The 16,697-nt window shown below is 73.6% G+C and carries 16 protein-coding genes; 6 read left to right on the top strand and 10 right to left on the bottom strand.

Annotated features, from left to right (window positions below; all coding sequences use genetic code 11):
* Positions 1-23: 23 nt before the first annotated feature.
* Positions 24-749: a histidine phosphatase family protein gene (locus ACTWP8_RS15455; protein WP_443322727.1), complete on the bottom strand. Its 726-nt coding sequence runs from the start codon at positions 747-749 to the stop codon at positions 24-26.
* Positions 750-965: 216 nt separating this feature from the next.
* Between ACTWP8_RS15455 and ACTWP8_RS15460 the strand changes: the two genes are divergently transcribed.
* Both ACTWP8_RS15460 and ACTWP8_RS15465 read left to right on the top strand, forming a co-directional pair.
* Complete coding sequence (locus ACTWP8_RS15460; protein ID WP_443315009.1) at positions 966-1,187, top strand: CbtB domain-containing protein; 222 nt, start codon at positions 966-968, stop codon at positions 1,185-1,187.
* Positions 1,188-1,204: 17 nt separating this feature from the next.
* A complete protein-coding gene (locus ACTWP8_RS15465; protein ID WP_443322728.1) occupies positions 1,205-1,996 on the top strand; it encodes a CbtA family protein in 792 nt (263 codons plus the stop codon).
* 94 nt (positions 1,997-2,090) lie between these two features.
* On the opposite strand, the gene ACTWP8_RS15470 is transcribed toward ACTWP8_RS15465, so the two are convergent.
* From ACTWP8_RS15470 to ACTWP8_RS15500, 7 genes are all read right to left on the bottom strand, one after another.
* Positions 2,091-2,723: an SRPBCC family protein gene (locus ACTWP8_RS15470; RefSeq protein WP_443322729.1), complete on the bottom strand. Its 633-nt coding sequence runs from the start codon at positions 2,721-2,723 to the stop codon at positions 2,091-2,093.
* 75 nt (positions 2,724-2,798) lie between these two features.
* Positions 2,799-3,911 carry an XdhC family protein gene (locus tag ACTWP8_RS15475; protein WP_443322730.1) on the bottom strand — a complete coding sequence of 371 codons (1,113 nt, stop codon included), beginning with the start codon at positions 3,909-3,911 and terminating at the stop codon, positions 2,799-2,801.
* On the bottom strand, positions 3,904-5,175 hold the full coding sequence (locus ACTWP8_RS15480; protein ID WP_443322731.1) for a vWA domain-containing protein: 1,272 nt from the start codon (positions 5,173-5,175) through the stop codon (positions 3,904-3,906). Before ACTWP8_RS15480 ends, ACTWP8_RS15475 begins: the two co-directional genes overlap by 8 nt.
* A 5-nt stretch (positions 5,176-5,180) precedes the next feature.
* Positions 5,181-6,170, bottom strand: a complete 990-nt coding sequence (locus ACTWP8_RS15485; RefSeq protein WP_443322732.1) for an AAA family ATPase — start codon at positions 6,168-6,170, stop codon at positions 5,181-5,183.
* An 18-nt stretch (positions 6,171-6,188) separates the two neighbouring features.
* Complete coding sequence (locus ACTWP8_RS15490; protein WP_443322733.1) at positions 6,189-7,046, bottom strand: FAD binding domain-containing protein; 858 nt, start codon at positions 7,044-7,046, stop codon at positions 6,189-6,191.
* The gene (locus ACTWP8_RS15495; RefSeq protein WP_443322734.1) at positions 7,043-9,427 is read right to left on the bottom strand and encodes a xanthine dehydrogenase family protein molybdopterin-binding subunit; all 2,385 of its coding nucleotides are present in this window, start codon (positions 9,425-9,427) and stop codon (positions 7,043-7,045) included. The genes ACTWP8_RS15490 and ACTWP8_RS15495 overlap by 4 nt, the downstream gene beginning before the upstream one ends.
* Positions 9,424-9,957 (bottom strand): (2Fe-2S)-binding protein, encoded by a 534-nt coding sequence (locus ACTWP8_RS15500; protein ID WP_443322735.1) that lies wholly within the window; start codon positions 9,955-9,957, stop codon positions 9,424-9,426. The genes ACTWP8_RS15495 and ACTWP8_RS15500 overlap by 4 nt, the downstream gene beginning before the upstream one ends.
* Before the next feature lie 149 nt (positions 9,958-10,106).
* Between ACTWP8_RS15500 and ACTWP8_RS15505 the strand changes: the two genes are divergently transcribed.
* A complete protein-coding gene (locus tag ACTWP8_RS15505) occupies positions 10,107-12,248 on the top strand; it encodes a SpoIIE family protein phosphatase (RefSeq protein ID WP_443322736.1) in 2,142 nt (713 codons plus the stop codon).
* Between the two features lie 113 nt (positions 12,249-12,361).
* Here ACTWP8_RS15505 and ACTWP8_RS15510 read toward each other — a convergent pair whose 3' ends face one another.
* Positions 12,362-12,724, bottom strand: coding sequence for a chaplin (locus ACTWP8_RS15510; protein ID WP_443322737.1), 363 nt, complete (start codon positions 12,722-12,724; stop codon positions 12,362-12,364).
* Positions 12,725-12,952: 228 nt separating this feature from the next.
* Here ACTWP8_RS15510 and ACTWP8_RS15515 point away from each other — a divergent pair, with 228 nt between their 5' ends.
* The 3 genes from ACTWP8_RS15515 to ACTWP8_RS15525 all read left to right on the top strand — a co-directional run bounded on the left by ACTWP8_RS15515 (position 12,953) and on the right by ACTWP8_RS15525 (position 15,813).
* The gene (locus ACTWP8_RS15515; protein WP_443322738.1) at positions 12,953-14,662 is read left to right on the top strand and encodes an AlkA N-terminal domain-containing protein; all 1,710 of its coding nucleotides are present in this window, start codon (positions 12,953-12,955) and stop codon (positions 14,660-14,662) included.
* Positions 14,659-15,171, top strand: a complete 513-nt coding sequence (locus ACTWP8_RS15520) for a methylated-DNA--[protein]-cysteine S-methyltransferase (protein WP_443322739.1) — start codon at positions 14,659-14,661, stop codon at positions 15,169-15,171. The genes ACTWP8_RS15515 and ACTWP8_RS15520 overlap by 4 nt, the downstream gene beginning before the upstream one ends.
* Positions 15,172-15,393: 222 nt before the next feature.
* Positions 15,394-15,813: a TOBE domain-containing protein gene (locus ACTWP8_RS15525; protein WP_443322740.1), complete on the top strand. Its 420-nt coding sequence runs from the start codon at positions 15,394-15,396 to the stop codon at positions 15,811-15,813.
* Between the two features lie 26 nt (positions 15,814-15,839).
* Here ACTWP8_RS15525 and ACTWP8_RS15530 read toward each other — a convergent pair whose 3' ends face one another.
* Positions 15,840-16,442: a TIGR03086 family metal-binding protein gene (locus tag ACTWP8_RS15530; RefSeq protein WP_443322741.1), complete on the bottom strand. Its 603-nt coding sequence runs from the start codon at positions 16,440-16,442 to the stop codon at positions 15,840-15,842.
* Positions 16,443-16,697 lie beyond the last annotated feature (255 nt).

A 16,697-nucleotide genomic window follows, 5' to 3' on the forward strand; every position in this document is an offset into this window, starting at 1 on the left:
GGAGCGTCACCGGGGCCGTGGACTCACCCCGGCAGGCCGTCAACGCGCAGATTCCACCGGCCTGTGCGCCCGACCAGACGGGTGGCGGACAGCGGGGGCACGTCGATGCGCCAGAACGACTGCGGGGGTGCGGACAGGGCGTGCAGGATCGCGGCGCGTACGACCGCGGGCTCGGCGATCGCGACCGTCCGGCCCGCGTCGGCCGGCAGGTCGTCGAGCCAGGCGGCGATACGCCCGCAGAGTTCGAGGACGGACTCGCCGCCGTGCGGGGCGGCGGCGGGGTCCGAGGTCCAGGCGGCGAGACCTTCGGGCTCGGCCGCGGCGAGGTCGGCCAGCGCGCGGCCTCGCCACCGCCCCATGTCGCAGTCGCGCAGGGCAGGTTCGGGCCCGGCAGCGTCCAGGCCGAGGGCCTCGGCGGTCTGGCGGCAGCGCGTGGACGGCCCGCGGTACTGCCGCCAGGTCGCCGCGGCCAGCGACGCGGCGGCGGCCCGCGCGTCCTGGAGCCCGCGGTCGTCGAGGGGGCCGTCGTCGTCGAACCTGGCCTCCCGTAGGGCCGCGCTGGACGCCGGGGCGATCAGGGTCAGCCGGATGGTGATGGGAGCAGGTCCTTCCCTCGAGCGGGCGCGCAGGCGCCGTATTTTGCCCGAGCCTGGGGCCGGGTTGGTACGGGTGTGCGGCGATGCTATCCCTGCGCTCCAGGTCACCGCCCGTGGCGGTCGCCGGGACCGGTCCCGGGAGGTCTGGCCCATGGCCGGTATTGGCTGGTGGGACAGGGGGCTGTACCGTCTGGTGCGACAGGACGACGGTGCGTACGGAAGTCCGGTGCAAATCCGGCACGGTCGCGCCACTGTGTGCCGAGCGGCCATCCGCCCACAGGGAGGTGGCGGCGAGGCGAGTCAGACCCCGCGCCGTCGTCGCGTAGCTCCACCCGATGACGGGACGCGTGTTCCCGAGGAGGTCTCGCCATGGCCCAGTCCGCCGTTGCCCCCGCACCTGTTTCCCCGCCCGCCCTAGCGCCCCTGCCGATCCGGGCGGTCCTGCCCTGGGCCGCCTTCTTCGGCATCCTGATGCTCGTCCTGCTGTACTTCGTCGGAGCCGAGCAGGGGGCCTTCGCGGTGTTCTCCGGCGAGGGCGTCCACGAGTGGGTGCACGACGGCAGGCACCTGCTCGGCTTCCCCTGCCACTGAGCGGGGACGACGCGCACATGAACTCCGTCACTGTACGCACCCTGTTGGTGCGCGGCATGCTCGCGGGCGTCGTCGCGGGTCTGCTGGCCTTCGGCCTCGCGTACCTCATCGGCGAACCGTCCGTGGATGCCGCCATCGCCTACGAGGAAGCCCAGTCCCATGCCCACGGGCACGGGCACGAGGGCGTGGAGCTGGTCAGCCGGTCGGTGCAGTCGACCGCCGGCCTGGCCACCGGCACGCTGGTCTTCGGCATCGCCGTGGGCGGTATCGCATCGCTGGCGTTCTGCTTCGCTCTGGGCCGTATCGGCCGGTTCGGGCCCCGGGCCACCGCGGCGCTGGTCGCAGCGGCGGCCTTCGTCACGATCTGCCTGGTGCCGTTCCTCAAGTACCCGGCGAATCCGCCCGCGACGAGCGATCCGGGCACGATCAACCAGCGCACCGCGCTGTACTTCCTGATGATCGTGCTCAGCGTGCTGCTGGTCGTGGGCGCGACCCTGCTGGGGCGGCGGCTCGCCGGACGCCTCGGCAACTGGAACGCCTCGATCGTCGCCTCGGCGGCCTTCGTGGGGGCGACCGCCCTCGCCATGGCGTTCCTGCCGGCGTTCGACGAGACGCCCGCCGACTTCCCGGCCGCCGTGCTGTGGGAGTTCCGGCTGGCCTCGGTCGGCATCCAGGCTCTGCTGTGGGCAGCGTTCGGGCTGCTCTTCGGGTACCTCGCCGAGCGGGTGCTCGTACCCGGCACCGCAGATGAGACGGCGAGCGGCACGGCCTCGCGGTCAGCCGCCCCTACCGCCCCTGCCGCCCCCTGAACGGCGGTACGAGGCACACGAGATAGACGAAGGACCCGCCGGGGGCGCGCCCGGCGGGTCCTTCCGCGTCAGCCGGAGCACGGCATGGTCCCCGTCACCGCCTCCTGCGCCGGCACAGGACCGCCACCAGCGCGGCGAGGGCGGCGAAGGCGAGGGCGGCTGCCGCGCGCTTGGCGAGGGGGGCGCCCGCCGCGCGGAGGAGGTCGATCGGCTGGATCTCCGGTTCCGGAGCCGGTTCCGGGGCCGCAGGGGCGGTCTCGGCGGTCGCCGCAGCCGGTGCCGTACGGGCCAGTTGCTCCGACAGGCACGCGGCGAACTGGCCGATGAGCTTCTCGCCCACCTCGGCCATCACCCCGCGCCCGAACTGGGCCGGCCGCCCGGAGACCGTCAGGTCGGTCGCCACGGTCACCGCCGTCTCCCCGCCGTCGTGTCCGGCCAGCGTCCCTGTCACCGTGGCCCGTGCCGTGCCCTGCCCGCGGACCTCCCGGCCGTTGGCGGCCAGGACGATCCGGTGCGCGGACTCGTCCTGCTCCTGGAAGGTCGCCGTGCCCCGGTACGTCACAGTGATCGGGCCGACCTTCACCTTCACGGCGCCGGTGATGGTCTCGCCGTCGAACCCCTCGACCGACGCCCCCGGCATGCAGGGCGCCACCCGCTCGATGTCCAGCAGCACCCGCCACGCCTCGTCGACCGGGACCGGGACGGTGAACTCGTGGTGCAGCTCCATGTTCTCCTCCTCAGCCTCCTCGGCGTCCTCCTCGTCCTCAGCCTGCTCAGCCTCCGCACACCGGCCGGCTCCTCCTCACACCGGTTTCAGATGCGGAGGGTGGATCGCGCCCGCCGTCTCCGTCAGCGCCGCGCCGCTGCCGCCCCAGCGCAACGCCACGATCTCCGCCGCGATCGAGACGGCCACCTCCTCGGGCGTACGGGCGCCCAGGTCGAGGCCGATCGGCGAGCGCAGCCGCGCCAGCTCCGCGTCCTCAAGTCCCGTCTCCCGCAGCGCCTTCAGGCGGTCCTCGTGGGTGCGGCGGCTGCCCATCGCGCCGACGTACGCGGCGGGGGAGCGCAGCGCGACCTCGAGGAGCGGCACGTCGAACTTGGGGTCGTGGGTGAGCACGCAGATCACGGTCCGTCCGTCCGTCTGGGTGTTCCGCAGGTAGCGGTGCGGCCAGTCCACGACCACCTCCACGCCTTCGGGGAAGCGCTTGGGCGTGGCGAAGACCGGCCGTGCGTCGCACACGGTGACCCGGTAGCCGAGGAACGCGCCGATGCGGGCCACGGCCGCCGCGAAGTCGATCGCGCCGAACACCAGCATCCGCGGCGGCGGGGCGAACGACTGCAGGAATACGGCGACATCGTCCTCCCGCCGCTCGCCGTGCGGCCCGTAGTGGCGCTGCCCGGTCGCGCCCTGCGCCAGCTCCCCGCGCACGTCCGCCGCGACCGCCGCGTCGAGGCCGCCGGAGCCGAGCGTGCCGGAGACCCGGTCGGGCCAGACGGCGAGCGTGGCGCCGCGCGGGCCCGGCCCGTCGAGGACGGTGGCCATCGCGACCGGGCGCTGGTCGGCCACCGCCTCTGCGACCTCCGCGAACGCCGGGTCCGTCGCCTGCGACACCGGCCGCACCAGCAGCGTGATCTCGCCGCCGCAGGTGAGCCCGACGGCGAACGCGTCCTCGTCGCTGTAGCCGAACGTCTCCAGCTGTGCCTGCCCGGTCTCCACGACCTCCTTCGCCAGCTCGAAGACCGCGCCCTCCACGCAGCCGCCGGAGACACTGCCCACCACCTCGTCCTCCGGGCCCACCGCCATCGCCGCCCCCGGGCCGCGCGGCGCGCTGCGGGTCACGGCGACGACCGTGGCGAGCCCGAACGGCGTCCCCGACTCGTACCAGCGGCGCAGGGCCGGGAGGATCTCACGCATCGACCGCCCCCCTCACGACCGCCGCCACGTGCTCCAGGGCGCCCAGGCTGTGCCCCTCGACGAAGGAGTCGACGCTGGGCAGGGCCGCCGCCATACCGGCCGCGAGCGGCGCGTAACCGGGGCGCCCCTTGCGCGGGTTCGCCCAGACCACCCGGTGCGCGAGCCGGTGCAGCCGCCGCATCTGCGCCGCGAGCAGCGCCGGGTCGCCGCGCTCCCATCCGTCGGACAGCAGGACGACCACCGCCCCGCGGGCCATGCCGCGCTGCCCCCACCGGTCGAGGAAGGCGCGGAGCATCTCGCCGAGGCGGGTGCCGCCGCTCCAGTCGGGCACCGCGGCCCCGACCGCGGCCATGGCGGCGTCCGGGTCCCGGTGCGCCAACTCCCGGGTCACGCGGGTCAGCCGGGTGCCGACGGTGAACACCTCCGTACGGTTCCGGGCCCGTGCCCCCGGCCCCGCCTGTCCATGGGCGGCGGCGTGCGCAAAGCGCAGCAGAGCATCGGCGTACGGGGCCATCGAGCCGCTCACGTCGAGCAGCAGCACCACCCGGCGGGGCTTGGCGGACGGGGCGCGGTAGCGCAGCCGGGCCGGTTCGCCGCCGCCGCGCAGCAACTCCCGTACGGTGCGCCGCGGATCGACGGCCCCGCGCCCGGCCGGGCGCAGCCGCGGCGTTCGGCGCGGCTCGCCGCTCAGCGAGAACGCCGCGAGCAGCCGCCGCAGCGCTGCCCGTTCGGACGAGGACAGCTCGCCCACGTCGCGGTGGCGCAGCACTTCCGCGGGGCTGGCCAGGGCGGCAACGGGCGGCGCGGCCCCGCCCAAGTTCTCATCGCCCGTGCCGGTCCGCGCAGTTGCGGCCGGTGCGAGCCGCACCGCCGGCCGGGGATGCGGACGAGCCGGCCCGGCGATGTCCGGCCGGGTGTCGAAGTACGCGGCGAAGACCCGGTCGTAGCGCCGCAGATCGTCCTCGTCTCCGCAGAGTGTGAGCCGCCCGGCCCAGTAGACGTTGTTACGCGAGCCGGGTCCGAGGACGTCGAGCGCACGGAGGAACGCCTGCACGCGGTCGGGCCCCGCGTCGACGCCCGCGGCGCGCAGGGCCCGTGCGAAGCCGACCAGGACGGTGGTCGCATCCGCAGCGGGGCCGGTCCGGCCGTGGCTGCTCGCCGTCGCCGGGTGCGGGTCCGGTGTGCCCACCCTCCCCCATAGCCTGGACGGCATGGGGGCACCCCCATCGCCCCTGCGGAACGACTGCCCACACCAGTTCCGCATGCCGCTTACACCCCCCGCCCCGCGAGGATCGCCGTCAGGTCCAGGCCGCGGGCCCGGTCCGCGTCCTCGCGGTACTTGAGCACCGAGCCGAGGGTGGCGACGGCCAGCTCCGCGTCGAGCTCGCTCGCGCCGAGCGCGTCCAGGGCCTCGGCCCAGTCGATCGTCTCGGCCACGCCGGGCGGCTTGACCAGATCCTGCCCGCGCAGCGTCTGCACCACGGCCGTGACCTGGGCGGCGAGCCGCTCGCTCACCTGCGGCTGCCTGCGGCGTACGATCGCCAGCTCGCGCTCGAAGCCGGGGTGGCCGAACCAGTGGTAGAGGCAACGCCGCTTCAGGGCGTCGTGGACCTCGCGGGTCCGGTTGGAGGTGACCACCACGACGGGCGGCGACTCGGCCCGCAGGGTGCCCAGTTCGGGGATCGTGACCGCGTACTCCGACAGCAGCTCGAGCAGAAACGCCTCGAACTCGTCGTCGGCGCGGTCGACTTCGTCGACCAGGAGTACCGAAGGATGGGTCTCCAGCGCCTGCAGCAGCGGGCGGGCGATGAGGAAGCGCCTGCTGTAGAGCTCGCTCTCCAGCCGGTCCGCCTCCGTGACCCCCGCGGCCTCGGCGGCCCGCAGATGCAGCAGCTGGCGCGGGAAGTCCCAGTCGTAGAGCGCCTGGGCGGCGTCGATGCCCTCGTAGCACTGCAGCCGGATCAGCGGTGCACCGAGGACCTGGGCGAGGGCGGAGGCGAGCGAGGTCTTGCCCGCGCCCGCGTCGCCCTCGCAGAAGAGCGGACGGTGCAGCTTCAGCGCGAGGAAGCAGGCGATGGCGAGCCCGTCGTCCACGAGATAGCCGGTCTCCTCCAGGCGCGCCCGCATCGCGGAGGGGCTGCCACCGGACGGATCCCCGGGCGCCGGGTGGACATCCCGCGGGTCCGTGGGTACGGCGCCGGTGTCCCGCCGCGCGCCACCGCTTCCCGCCGCCGGGCTCCTTCGCGTACTCGGGCTCATCCGCTCCGCCCGCCGTCCTCACTCCACCCCGGCCGCTGTCATCACCGCACGCCGGGTCAGCACCCGGGCGAGGTGCTCGCGGTACTCGGGCGACCCGGAGAGGTCGGAAGCCGGCCGGGTGCCCTCCGCCGCCGACTCGGCGGCCCGCGCCACGGCGCCCGGTTCGGATTCGGCCCCGGCCAGCGCCGACTCGCAGGCGCTCGCCCGCACCGGAGTCGGCCCCATGTTGGTCAGGCCGATACGGGCCTCCGCGATGCGGCCGTCGTCGCGCCGTACCGCCGTGGCCACCCCGACGACCGCCCAGGACTGCGCGACCCGGTGGAACTTCTCGTAGTGGAAACCCCAGTTCTCCATCTTCGGCACCCGGACCTCCACCAGCAGCTCGCCGGGCAGCAGCGCGGTCTGCAGGTAGTCGGTGAAGAACTCGCGCGCCGGGATGGTGCGCCGCCCCTGCGGCCCCGCCGCGACGAGCTCGGCGTCGAGGGCGAGGGCCACCGCCGGGAGGTCGCCCGCGGGGTCGGCGTGGGCGAGCGAACCGCCGAGGGTGCCCCGGTGGCGTACGGCGGGGTCGGCGACGGTCTCGGCCGCCGCTGCCAGCAGCCCGGCGTACCGGCGCACCAACGGGTCGCGGATGACGTCATGGTGGCTGGTCATCGCGCCGATGACCAGCGTCCCGGCCTCCTCGCGCACCCCCCGCAGCTCCGGCACGCGCCCGACGTCGACCAGCAGCTCCGGGAAGGCGAGCCGCAGCCGGAGGATCGGGAGCAGGCTCTGGCCGCCGGCCAGCACCTTCGCCTCCTCGCCACCCTCGGCCAGCGCGCTCACCGCCTCGTCGAGGCTCTGCGGCCGTGCGTAGTCGAATGCGGCGGAAATCATTGCTCACCCTCCTCGACTGCTTCCTCCGCCTGCCTGATGGCCTGCCAGATCCGCTCGGGCGTGCACGGCATGCGGACATCGCGGACTCCCAGCGGACGCAGCGCGTCCACGACCGCGTTGACGACCGCCGGGGTCGAGGCGATCGTCCCGGCCTCGCCGACGCCCTTGACGCCCAGTGCGTTGGACGTCGCCGGTGTCTCGGTGCGGTCGGTGACGAAGTCGGGCAGGTCGGGGGCCGAGGGCACGAGGTAGTCGGCCATCGTTCCGGAGACCAGGTTGCCGTCCGCGTCGTACACCGCCTCCTCGTACAGCGCCTGGGCGATGCCCTGTGCCACGCCGCCGTGCACCTGGCCCTCGACGATCATCGGGTTGATCACCCGGCCGACGTCGTCGACGCACACATAGGAGCGGATACGGACCTGGCCCGTCTCGGTGTCGACCTCGACCGCGCACAGGTGGGTGCCGTGCGGGAACGAGAAGTTGTCCGGGTCCATCAGGTGCTCGGCGTTGATCGTCGGCTCCATGCCCTCGGGCAGGTCGTGCGAGGAGAACGCCTCGAACGCCACTTCCTGGATCGTCTTCCGCGCCTCGGGCGAGCCCTTCACCGAGAACGTGCCGCCGGAGAACTCCAGGTCGGCCTCGCTCGCCTCGAGCAGGTGCGCGGCGACCTTGCGGGCCTTCTCCACCACCTTCAGCGCTGCGTGGTGGACCGCGACCCCGCCGACCACGAGCGAGCGCGAGCCGTAGGTGTCCATGCCCTGTGGCGCGACCTTGGTGTCGCCGTGCACCACGTCGACGTCCTCGAACGGCACGCCCAGCACGTCCGCGGCGATCTGGCTCCAGCTGGTCACATGGCCCTGCCCGTGCGGGCTCGTGCCGGTGACCACCTGGACCTTGCCGGTGGGCAGCATCCGGATGGCGGCCGCCTCCCAACCGCCCGCGGCGTAGCGGAGGTCGCGCAGCACCCGGCTCGGGGCGAGGCCGCACATCTCGGTGTACGTGGAGACGCCGATGCCGAGGCGGACGCTGTCGCCCATGGCGGTGCGCTGCCGCTGCTCGGCCCTGAGGTCGTCGTAGCCGAAGAGCGCGAGAGCCCGGCTGGTGGCCACCTCGTAGTTGCCGGTGTCGTAGGTGAGCCCGCCGGCCGTGGTGTACGGGAACTCCTCGTGCCGGATCCAGTTGTGGCGGCGCAGCTCGATGGGGTCCACGCCGAGCTCGGCGGCCAGCTCGTCCATCGTCCGCTCGATGGCGAAGGTCGCCTCGGGCCTGCCGGCGCCGCGGTAGGCGTCCACCGGCGTCATCGTGGTGAACACGCCGGTGCAAGTGAAGCTGTAGGCGTCCATCTTGTAGATGCCCGGGTACATGAAGGAGCCGAGGATCGGGGTGCCGGGGGCGATCAGCATCAGGTACGCGCCCATGTCCGCGAGCAGGTCCACCTTCAGGCCCAGCAGTGTGCCGTCCCGGGTGGCCGCGATCTCGACGTCCTGGATCTGGCCGCGGCCGTGATGGGTCGCCAGGTAGCCCTCGGACCGGGACTCGGTCCACTTCACCGGGCGGTCGAGCCGCCTGGCCACCGCGAGGGCGAGGGCCTCCTCGCCGTACACCTGGAGTTTGGAGCCGAAGCCGCCGCCGACGTCGGGGGCGACCACGCGCAGCCGGTGCTCGGGGATGCCGGTGGTCATGGAGAGCGTCACGCGCGCGATGTGCGGGACCTGGGTCGAGGAGTAGAGGGTGAACTCGTCCGAGCCGGTGGGCGGGGTGGCGACCACGGCCCGCGGCTCCATCGCGTTGGGGATGAGCCGCTGCTGGTGGTAGCGGCGGCGGAGTACGACGTCGGCCCGCCCCCTGGCCTCGTCGTAGTCGCCGGTGGCGAGCGGCCAGGTGTAGCAGCGGTTCGTGCCCTTGCCGGAGTGGACCAGCGGGGCGCCCTCGGCCAGCGCGGCCTCCATGTCGAGCACGGGAGGCAGCGGTTCGTAGTCCACCTCGACGGCCTCGAGCGCGTCGGCCGCCGCGTACCGGTCGCGCGCGACGACGACGGCCACCGGGTCGCCGGCGTACCGGACTTCGTCGACGGCGAGCGGCGGGTGGTCCGGCATGACGATGTCCTCGGTCAGCGGCCAGACGCAGGGCAGGGAGCCGAGCTCGTCGGCCAGGTCGCGGCCGCTGAAGGCGGCGATCACGCCGGGCCGTTCGAGGGCGGGCGCGACGTTCACGCGGTCGAGCCGGGCGTGCGCCATCGGGCTGCGGAGGAGCGCCATGTGCAGCAGACCGGGGACGGTGATGTTGTCGGTCCACCTGGTCCTGCCGGTGACCAGCCGGGCGTCTTCCTTGCGGACCCGGGAGCGGCCGAGTTCGCCGCCCGCGAGCGGCTGGGTGGTCATACCGGAGCCCTCCGCCCGGCCGCGGTGGGCGCGGCCTCCTCGGCGCCGGGCGCGGGGGCGCCGCGGCGGCGCATCTCGGCGGCCGCGGCGAGCACGGCACGCACGATGTTCTGGTAGCCGGTGCACCGGCAGAGGTTGCCCTCCAGGCCGTGGCGGACCTCGTCCGGGGTGGGGTCCGGGTTCTCCCGGAGCAGGTCCCGGGCGGCCATGATCATGCCCGGGGTGCAGTAGCCGCACTGCAGGGCGTGCTGCTGGTGGAACGCGGTCTGCAGGGGGTGCCACTCGCCGCCCGGGGCGAGCCCCTGGATCGTCGTCACCCGGCTCCCGTCGGCCTGGACGGCCAGCACCGTGCAGCTCTTCACGCTCTCCCCGTCGAGGTCGACCGTGCAGGTCCCGCAGTTCGTGGTGTCGCATCCGACGGGGGTGCCGGTCAGGCCCAAGCGGTCCCGCACGTAGTGGACGAGCAGGAGGCGGGGCTCCACATCGTCCTCGTACGCAGTGCCGTCCACCGTCACCGAGATACGGGTCATGTGCCCTCCCAATGGCCAGGGCGATGGGCGATATACGCCATTCCTCCAGATATCCGCCACTGTAGGTTGCGGCGTGGGCGTACGCGACCCGCTGGGATGCGCGGAAGCCGCGCGTGCCAACGCCTTGCCCCGGGCGTAAGGTCCGCACTATGGGCCACGCCGCTCGGACCCCGGGTCCGGAATTCGCACGGCGGCTGCTGGACCGGATCCTGGCCGAGGTCGTGCGCGACACGGGCGCGTACGCGGGCGGGGTCTACCTGCTGGTTCCCGGCCGGCAGATGCTGGGCCTGGAGGCCATGACCGGGGTGCCGCGGGAGTTCGCCACACCGTGGGCGCGCGTGGGCCTGGCCGCTCCGCTGCCCGTGACCGACGCGGTGCACGAAGGACACCTGGTGTGGGTGGGCGCCCAGGGTGAGCTGGCCCGCCGCTATCCGCGCGCCGCCCTCGTCCTCCCGTATCACTTCGCGCTGGCCGCCGCCCCCATCGCCACCGAGACCACCGTGTGGGGCGCGCTGCTGCTGCTCTGGCCCGGTTCGCACCCGGAGCAGCTCAACGCGACCGAACTCGACCGGATCGACGGCGCCTGCGCCCGCCTGGCCGGGCTGCTGCAGCAGGCCGCCGAGTCCGGGCAGCGCATCGAACCCGGGCACGAGCCGCGAGTGCTGCCCCAAGTGCGCCCCGAGCCCCCGGGCCGGGCAGAGGCTCTGGCGGCGGTGGAGTTCGTCGACCGCCTTCCCGGAGGCGGATGCGGACTGGATCTGGAGGGGCGGATCACGTTCATCAGCCGCAAGGCTGCCGACCTGCTCGGCGAGGACACCCGGGGGCTGGTCGGGGCGCGGCTGTGGGAGGCGCTGCCCTGGCTGGCCGACCCGGTCTACGAGGACCGCTACCGCGCCGCCGTCTTCAGCCGTCGGCCGACGTCCTTCACCGCCCGGCGCCCGTCCGGCCAGTGGCTGTTCTTCCAGCTGTACCCGGACGGCTCCGGCATCAGCGTGCGCATCACCCCCACCCGTATCAAGGACCGCCCGCAGGGCCGGCTCCCCCCGGAGGCCAGGCCGGACACGGCCCCCACCCGGGTGGGAGCGATCTACCACCTGATGCTGCTGGCCGGTGCGCTGACGGAGGCCGTCGGCGTGCAGGACGTCGCCGACCTCGTGGCCGACCAGATCCTGCCCGCCTTCGGCGCCCAGGGGCTCGCCCTGCTGGTCGCCGAGGGCGGCAGGCTGCGCGTCATCGGCTTCCGCGGCTACGCGCCCGAGACCGTGGAGACCTTCGACGGCACCCCGCTCTCCGCGCCCACCCCCGGCGTCCGCGCCCTGACCGCGGGCGAGCCGTCCTTCTTCGCCTCCCGCGACGAGCTGGAACGGGAGTATCCGGCCCTCGCCCCGATCCACTCCGACATGTCCGCCTGGGCCTTCCTGCCCCTGATCGCCTCCGGCCGCCCCGTCGGCTGCTGCCTCATGGCCTACGAACAGCCCCACCCCTTCACCCCCGACGAGCGCGCCGCCCTCAGCTCGCTCAGCGGCCTCATCGCCCAGGCCCTGGACCGCGCCCGGCTGTACGACACCAAGCACCGGCTCGCCCGCGGCCTGCAGTCCGCGCTCCTTCCGCCCACGCTGCCCCGCGTCACCGGACTGGACGTCGCCGCCCGCTATCTGCCCTCCACCCGCGGCATGGACATCGGCGGCGACTTCTACGACCTCATCCGCCTCGACAGCGACACCGCGGCCGCCGTCATCGGCGACGTTCAGGGCCACAGCGTCACCGCCGCCGCCCTCATGGGACAGGTCCGCACCGCCGTCCACGCCCACGCCGTCGCGGGCGCGAGCCCCGACGTCGTTCTGGCCCGTACGAACCGCCTGTTCATCGATCTGGACCCGGGCCTGTTCACCAGCTGTCTCTACGTCCACCTCGACCTGCGACGGCAGCGGGCCCGCATGGCCTCCGCCGGCCACCCGCAACCCCTGCTGCGCCACCCCGACGGCCGGACCGAGGTCCTCGCCCCTCCTCCCGGGCTGCTGCTGGGCATCGACCGCGACAGCCGGTACCCCACCCTCGAGATCGGCCTGCCGCCCGGCTCGCTCCTCGCGCTCTACACCGACGGCCTCATCGAAGCTCCCGGCACCGACGAGGAACGCACCGTCGCCGGTCTCGCCGACACCCTCAGCCACGCCGGGGGCCAGGGTCTGGACGATCTCGCCGACGGCCTCATCCAGCGCGCGCAGCCCTCCGGCGACCGCACCGACGACACCGCGCTGCTGCTGCTCCGCCCCGTCCCGGAGCGGGGCTGAGTCCGCCGCAACGCGCGGTGGCCTCCCGCTCGTGCGGGAGGCCACTGGTGGCTTTCGGGCTCAGAGCAGGCCGCCGGGGGATGATGCGCTGTCATCCGCCGGCCGCGGGGCGGTCAGTAGCCGTACTTCTTGCCGTTCTTGCCGTTCTTGCCGTCGTCCTTCGAGCCGTGGCCGTGGCCGTTGTCCTTGTGCCTCTTGCGGTCGTCCTTGTCCTTGTCGAACTTGCCCTCGGCGTTGACGCAGGTGTTGCCGATGGTCGGGCTCAAGAAGCTGGCGCCGCCCGGCCAGCTGACGTTGTTACCGCAGAAGTTGATCGGGACGTGGATCGGAATCTGGACGACGTTGCCGGCGATGACCCCGCCCGAGTTGACGGCCGCACCCTTGGCGTCCGTGCCGGCGACTGCGGTGCCGGCAGCGCCGGTAACCATCGCGCTTGCGACCGCAGTGACCGCTGCGGCCCTGACGATACGTGACATTGACTTTCTCCTTCTGCAAAAGGAACCTCCGCCGTCTTTCGACGGCGATAGCAATCGGTCATAACGCCCTATATGTCGGCGGGTTACGCGGTGATGAGCCGAAGGGATCACAGCCACTCCGAACGGGCGGGAGGGCCCGCCGACGGCGGCGTACGTGCCGCGGCCGGAAATTTCGTGTCCGATTTCCGCCAGCCACTGCGCACGGAATAGCACACACTGGGATGTGTGATGAGCGAGGACAGCAAATTCGAGGCGGTGCGCAGCCGGGACGCCAGATTCGACGGGGAATTCTTCTTCGCCGTCTCCACGACGGGTATCTACTGCCGGCCCAGCTGTCCTGCGATGACGCCCAAGCGCAGGAATGTCACGTTCTTTCCCACCGCGGCCGCAGCCCAGGGCTCGGGCTTCCGCGCCTGCCGGCGCTGCCGCCCGGACGCGGTGCCCGGCTCCGCCGAGTGGAACGCCCGCGCCGATGTCGTCGGCCGGGCCATGCGGCTGATCGGCGACGGTGTCGTGGACCGGGAAGGCGTCGCGGGCCTGGCCGCCAGGCTGGGCTACAGCGCCCGCCAGGTACAGCGGCAGCTGAACGCCGAGCTCGGGGCGGGCCCGATAGCCCTGGCCCGGGCCCAGCGCGCGCACACGGCGCGCGTACTGCTGCAGACCACCGGGCTGCAGGCGGCCGAGATCGCCTTCGCCGCCGGCTTCGCGAGCGTGCGGCAGTTCAATGACACGATCAGGGAGATCTACGCCCTCACGCCCAGCGAGCTGCGTGCCGCGGGCGGCGGGCCTACGTTGCGCTCCGGCTCGGTGGCGGCCCACGAGCCCCGGACGCTGCGGGAGATCCGGACTGCGCGGGAGAGGCGGTCTCCGCGGGAGACCGGAGCCCCCACGGAGCCCCGAGCTGCTACGGAGACCGGAGCCGCCAGGGTGCCCCTCAGGCTCGCGTACCGCGGTCCTTACGGGTCCGCCGAAGTCTTCGACTACCTGGCGCGGCGTGCCATCACCGGCATTGAGGAGATCACGGGCGAACCCGGCGACCGCACCTATCGCCGCACGCTGCGGCTGCCGCACGGCACCGGTGTCGTCGAGGTCCGGGAGCGGCCGGGCGGCGGCACCCGACGGACGAGATCCGGGGGAGGAGGCTGGCTGGAGTGCCGGCTGCACCTGAGCGAGCTGCGCGATCTGACCACGGCGACCCAGCGGGTACGGCGCCTGTTCGACCTGGACGCCGACCCGTACGCGGTGGCCGAGCGCCTCGCCGACGACCCGGCGCTCGCCGCCCTCGTCGCCCGCCGCCCGGGACTTCGGGCCCCGGGCGCGGCCGACGGGCACGAGCTGGCCGTCCGCGCCGTACTCGGGCAGCAGGTCTCGGTGGCGGCCGGGCGGCGCTTGGGCGGCGCGCTGGTGGCGGCGTACGGCGAGCCGCTGCCGTCGCCGGACGGCGGCCTCACCCACCTGTTTCCACAGGTGACCGAGCTCGCCGAGGCGGCCCTCGAGGACATCGGGATGCCGGAGTCCCGCCGGGCCGCCCTGCGCACCCTCAGCCGGGTGCTCGCCGACGGCACCGTCTGCCTCGATCCGGGCGCCGACCGCGACGAGGCCGAGCGAGCCCTGCTCGACCTGCGCGGCATCGGGCCCTGGACCGCCGGATACGTCCGCATGCGCGCCCTCGGCGACCCCGACGTGCTGCTGACCGGGGACGCCGCCATCCGCGCCGGCCTGCGGCGCGTGGGGGCCACGGCGGAGGACGCCGAGCGGTGGCGACCCTGGCGCACGTACGCCATGCACCACCTGTGGAACTCGGCCGTCGTTGACGAGCCCTCCGCGCCAGCGGGAATGCGACGTCCGAATCCCGCCGGAAACGGCGCAGCCGACAGCGCAGACTCGTCGGTGAAACCGGTGAACGACAGGAAACAGCAAGGAAGGACGGACCGATGACGGTCTACACGACGATCGACAGCCCGCTGGGCGGACTGCTCGTGGTGGGCGAGGAGTCGGCGACCGCGAACGGCGGCATTGCGCTCGCCTCGCTGTCCGTGCCCGGCCAGAGGGGCGGTGCGGTCGTCCAGGACGGCTGGCGGCGGGCCCCTGACGCCTTCGCCGAGATCGCCCGGCAGCTCCGCGCCTACTTCGACGGCCGGCTGACCCGCTTCGATATCGAGCACACCACCCGCGGCACCGACTTCCAGCAGCGGGTGTGGAAGGCGCTGGACACCATCCCGTACGGCACCACGACGACGTACGGCATGCTGGCCGGCCTGATCGGTGCGCCGCGTGCGGCGGTCCGCGCGGTGGGGACGGCCATCGGCGCGAACCCGCTGCTCCTCGTACGCCCTTGCCACCGCGTGATCGGCGCCGACGGTTCGCTGACCGGCTACGCGGGAGGCCTCGAGCGCAAGCGGCTGCTGCTGCGGCACGAGAGCGAGCACCCCGTGGAGGCGGCGTGACCACGACGGCCGCCTCCCGCACCGGGCGGGCCCTCCACGACGCCGCATGACGTGACGACGCGGCTCGCGGCGCCAACACGTACGGCACGTACGGCACGCACGGCAGGTACAGCACGCACCGTCGTACGGGCCCGGACCTGCGGGCTTGCGGAGTGTCACGGCGGTTCCCGGGGCGCGGCGGGTGGCATCCTGGCCGCTCACCGACCGCGAGGCAGAACTCCCATGAGCCTGAGCATCCGCAACCAGTTCCGAGGCACCGTCACTTCCGTCACCGCAGGCGAGGTGATGGCCGCGGTCAAGGTCCGCCTCGACAGCGGGCAGGAGATCACCGCCGCTGTCACGCGGGACGCGGTCGAGGAGCTGGGCATCGCCGCGGGCTCCGCCGTGCGGGCCCTCGTCAAGTCCACCGAGGTGTCACTGGCGACCGAACCGGTGGCGGGTATCAGCATCCGCAACCAGATCGCGGGCACCGTTGAGGGGATCGCGGCCGGCGGGGCCATGGCCGTCGTCAGAGTGCGCGTGGAAGGCGGCGTGCTGACCGCCGCGATCACCAAGGACGCCGCCGACGACCTGTCGCTCGCGCCCGGGGCCCCCGTGGCGGCGCTGATCAAGGCGACCGAGGTCGCCCTCGCCTCCGCCTGACGACGCAGCGGTTCTGCACGCCACGCCTACGGTTTCGACGGCGCTGGCGGTGACCAGGACGGCTGCCGTCCGCTGAGGGCGACCGCGCGGTCGAGGAGCGGCGCATCCTCCGGGACCTCGACGACGGGCCCGAACATGCCCTCGCGGTCCTCGGGATCCATGGACCGGCCCAGAAGCGCGATCGAGGCCCGCAGGCTCGCCTCGTCGCCGGTGTACGCCTGGCCGGTGGCGCGGGCGAGATCCCAGCCGTGGAGGAGCACCTCGTTGAGGGCGACCCGGCCGGCTTCCGAGGCCGGGAAGGTGATGCCGCCCGCCTGGGTCATCCCCTCCCAGGCCGCAGGGTCCCGCCAGGCCTCGGCGAGTTCTCCCAGCTGCTGGGCGAGGCGGCCGCGCCAGTCGCCGGCCAGCGGTGGCAGCGCCGTGGTGCTCGGGTCGGCCTGCGTCGACGGCCCGAGCGTCTTCGTCGCGGCGTCCCGGAAAGCGGCCGTGAGGCCGAGCAGATGCCCCAGCAGATCCCGTACGGAGTAGGACTCGCACGGCGTGGGTGCGGAGAGCTGGTCGTCGGTGATGTTGTCCAGGAGCAGCGCCACCTGCCGGGTCGGCGGCTCGAGGTCAAGCATGGCGGTCATGTGCTGCCCCCTTCTGGCCGCGCGTCCCTGCTGCGGCGATCACGATGCGTCCGCGGTCCGCGGCGCGTGCTGTTGCGGTGCCCATAACCCTTAGGACGGGGCCGGAGGGCAGAACTCATCGCTGCCGCTGCAGGCGCTCGCGGGAGGCTTCGATCTCGGTTTCGGCGGCGTCGCGGTCGTCCCGGGAGGCGCCGTCGACCGACCCTGCGGGATTTCCACGACGATGTCGAACTCCACGGCTCCTCCTCGCGAGGC

Source organism: Streptomyces sp. 7N604 (genome assembly GCF_052245475.1).
Classification (GTDB): Bacteria; Actinomycetota; Actinomycetes; order Streptomycetales; family Streptomycetaceae; genus Streptomyces.

Coding starts and splice junctions, on each gene's coding strand:
- ACTWP8_RS15455 (WP_443322727.1), bottom strand. CDS start 749: ATGGGCCAGACCTCCCGGGACCGGTCCCGGCGACCGCCACGGGCGGTG.
- ACTWP8_RS15460 (WP_443315009.1), top strand. CDS start 966: ATGGCCCAGTCCGCCGTTGCCCCCGCACCTGTTTCCCCGCCCGCCCTA.
- ACTWP8_RS15465 (WP_443322728.1), top strand. CDS start 1,205: ATGAACTCCGTCACTGTACGCACCCTGTTGGTGCGCGGCATGCTCGCG.
- ACTWP8_RS15470 (WP_443322729.1), bottom strand. CDS start 2,723: ATGGAGCTGCACCACGAGTTCACCGTCCCGGTCCCGGTCGACGAGGCG.
- ACTWP8_RS15475 (WP_443322730.1), bottom strand. CDS start 3,911: ATGCGTGAGATCCTCCCGGCCCTGCGCCGCTGGTACGAGTCGGGGACG.
- ACTWP8_RS15480 (WP_443322731.1), bottom strand. CDS start 5,175: ATGCGGAACTGGTGTGGGCAGTCGTTCCGCAGGGGCGATGGGGGTGCC.
- ACTWP8_RS15485 (WP_443322732.1), bottom strand. CDS start 6,170: ATGAGCCCGAGTACGCGAAGGAGCCCGGCGGCGGGAAGCGGTGGCGCG.
- ACTWP8_RS15490 (WP_443322733.1), bottom strand. CDS start 7,046: ATGATTTCCGCCGCATTCGACTACGCACGGCCGCAGAGCCTCGACGAG.
- ACTWP8_RS15495 (WP_443322734.1), bottom strand. CDS start 9,427: ATGACCACCCAGCCGCTCGCGGGCGGCGAACTCGGCCGCTCCCGGGTC.
- ACTWP8_RS15500 (WP_443322735.1), bottom strand. CDS start 9,957: ATGACCCGTATCTCGGTGACGGTGGACGGCACTGCGTACGAGGACGAT.
- ACTWP8_RS15505 (WP_443322736.1), top strand. CDS start 10,107: ATGGGCCACGCCGCTCGGACCCCGGGTCCGGAATTCGCACGGCGGCTG.
- ACTWP8_RS15510 (WP_443322737.1), bottom strand. CDS start 12,724: ATGTCACGTATCGTCAGGGCCGCAGCGGTCACTGCGGTCGCAAGCGCG.
- ACTWP8_RS15515 (WP_443322738.1), top strand. CDS start 12,953: ATGAGCGAGGACAGCAAATTCGAGGCGGTGCGCAGCCGGGACGCCAGA.
- ACTWP8_RS15520 (WP_443322739.1), top strand. CDS start 14,659: ATGACGGTCTACACGACGATCGACAGCCCGCTGGGCGGACTGCTCGTG.
- ACTWP8_RS15525 (WP_443322740.1), top strand. CDS start 15,394: ATGAGCCTGAGCATCCGCAACCAGTTCCGAGGCACCGTCACTTCCGTC.
- ACTWP8_RS15530 (WP_443322741.1), bottom strand. CDS start 16,442: ATGACCGCCATGCTTGACCTCGAGCCGCCGACCCGGCAGGTGGCGCTG.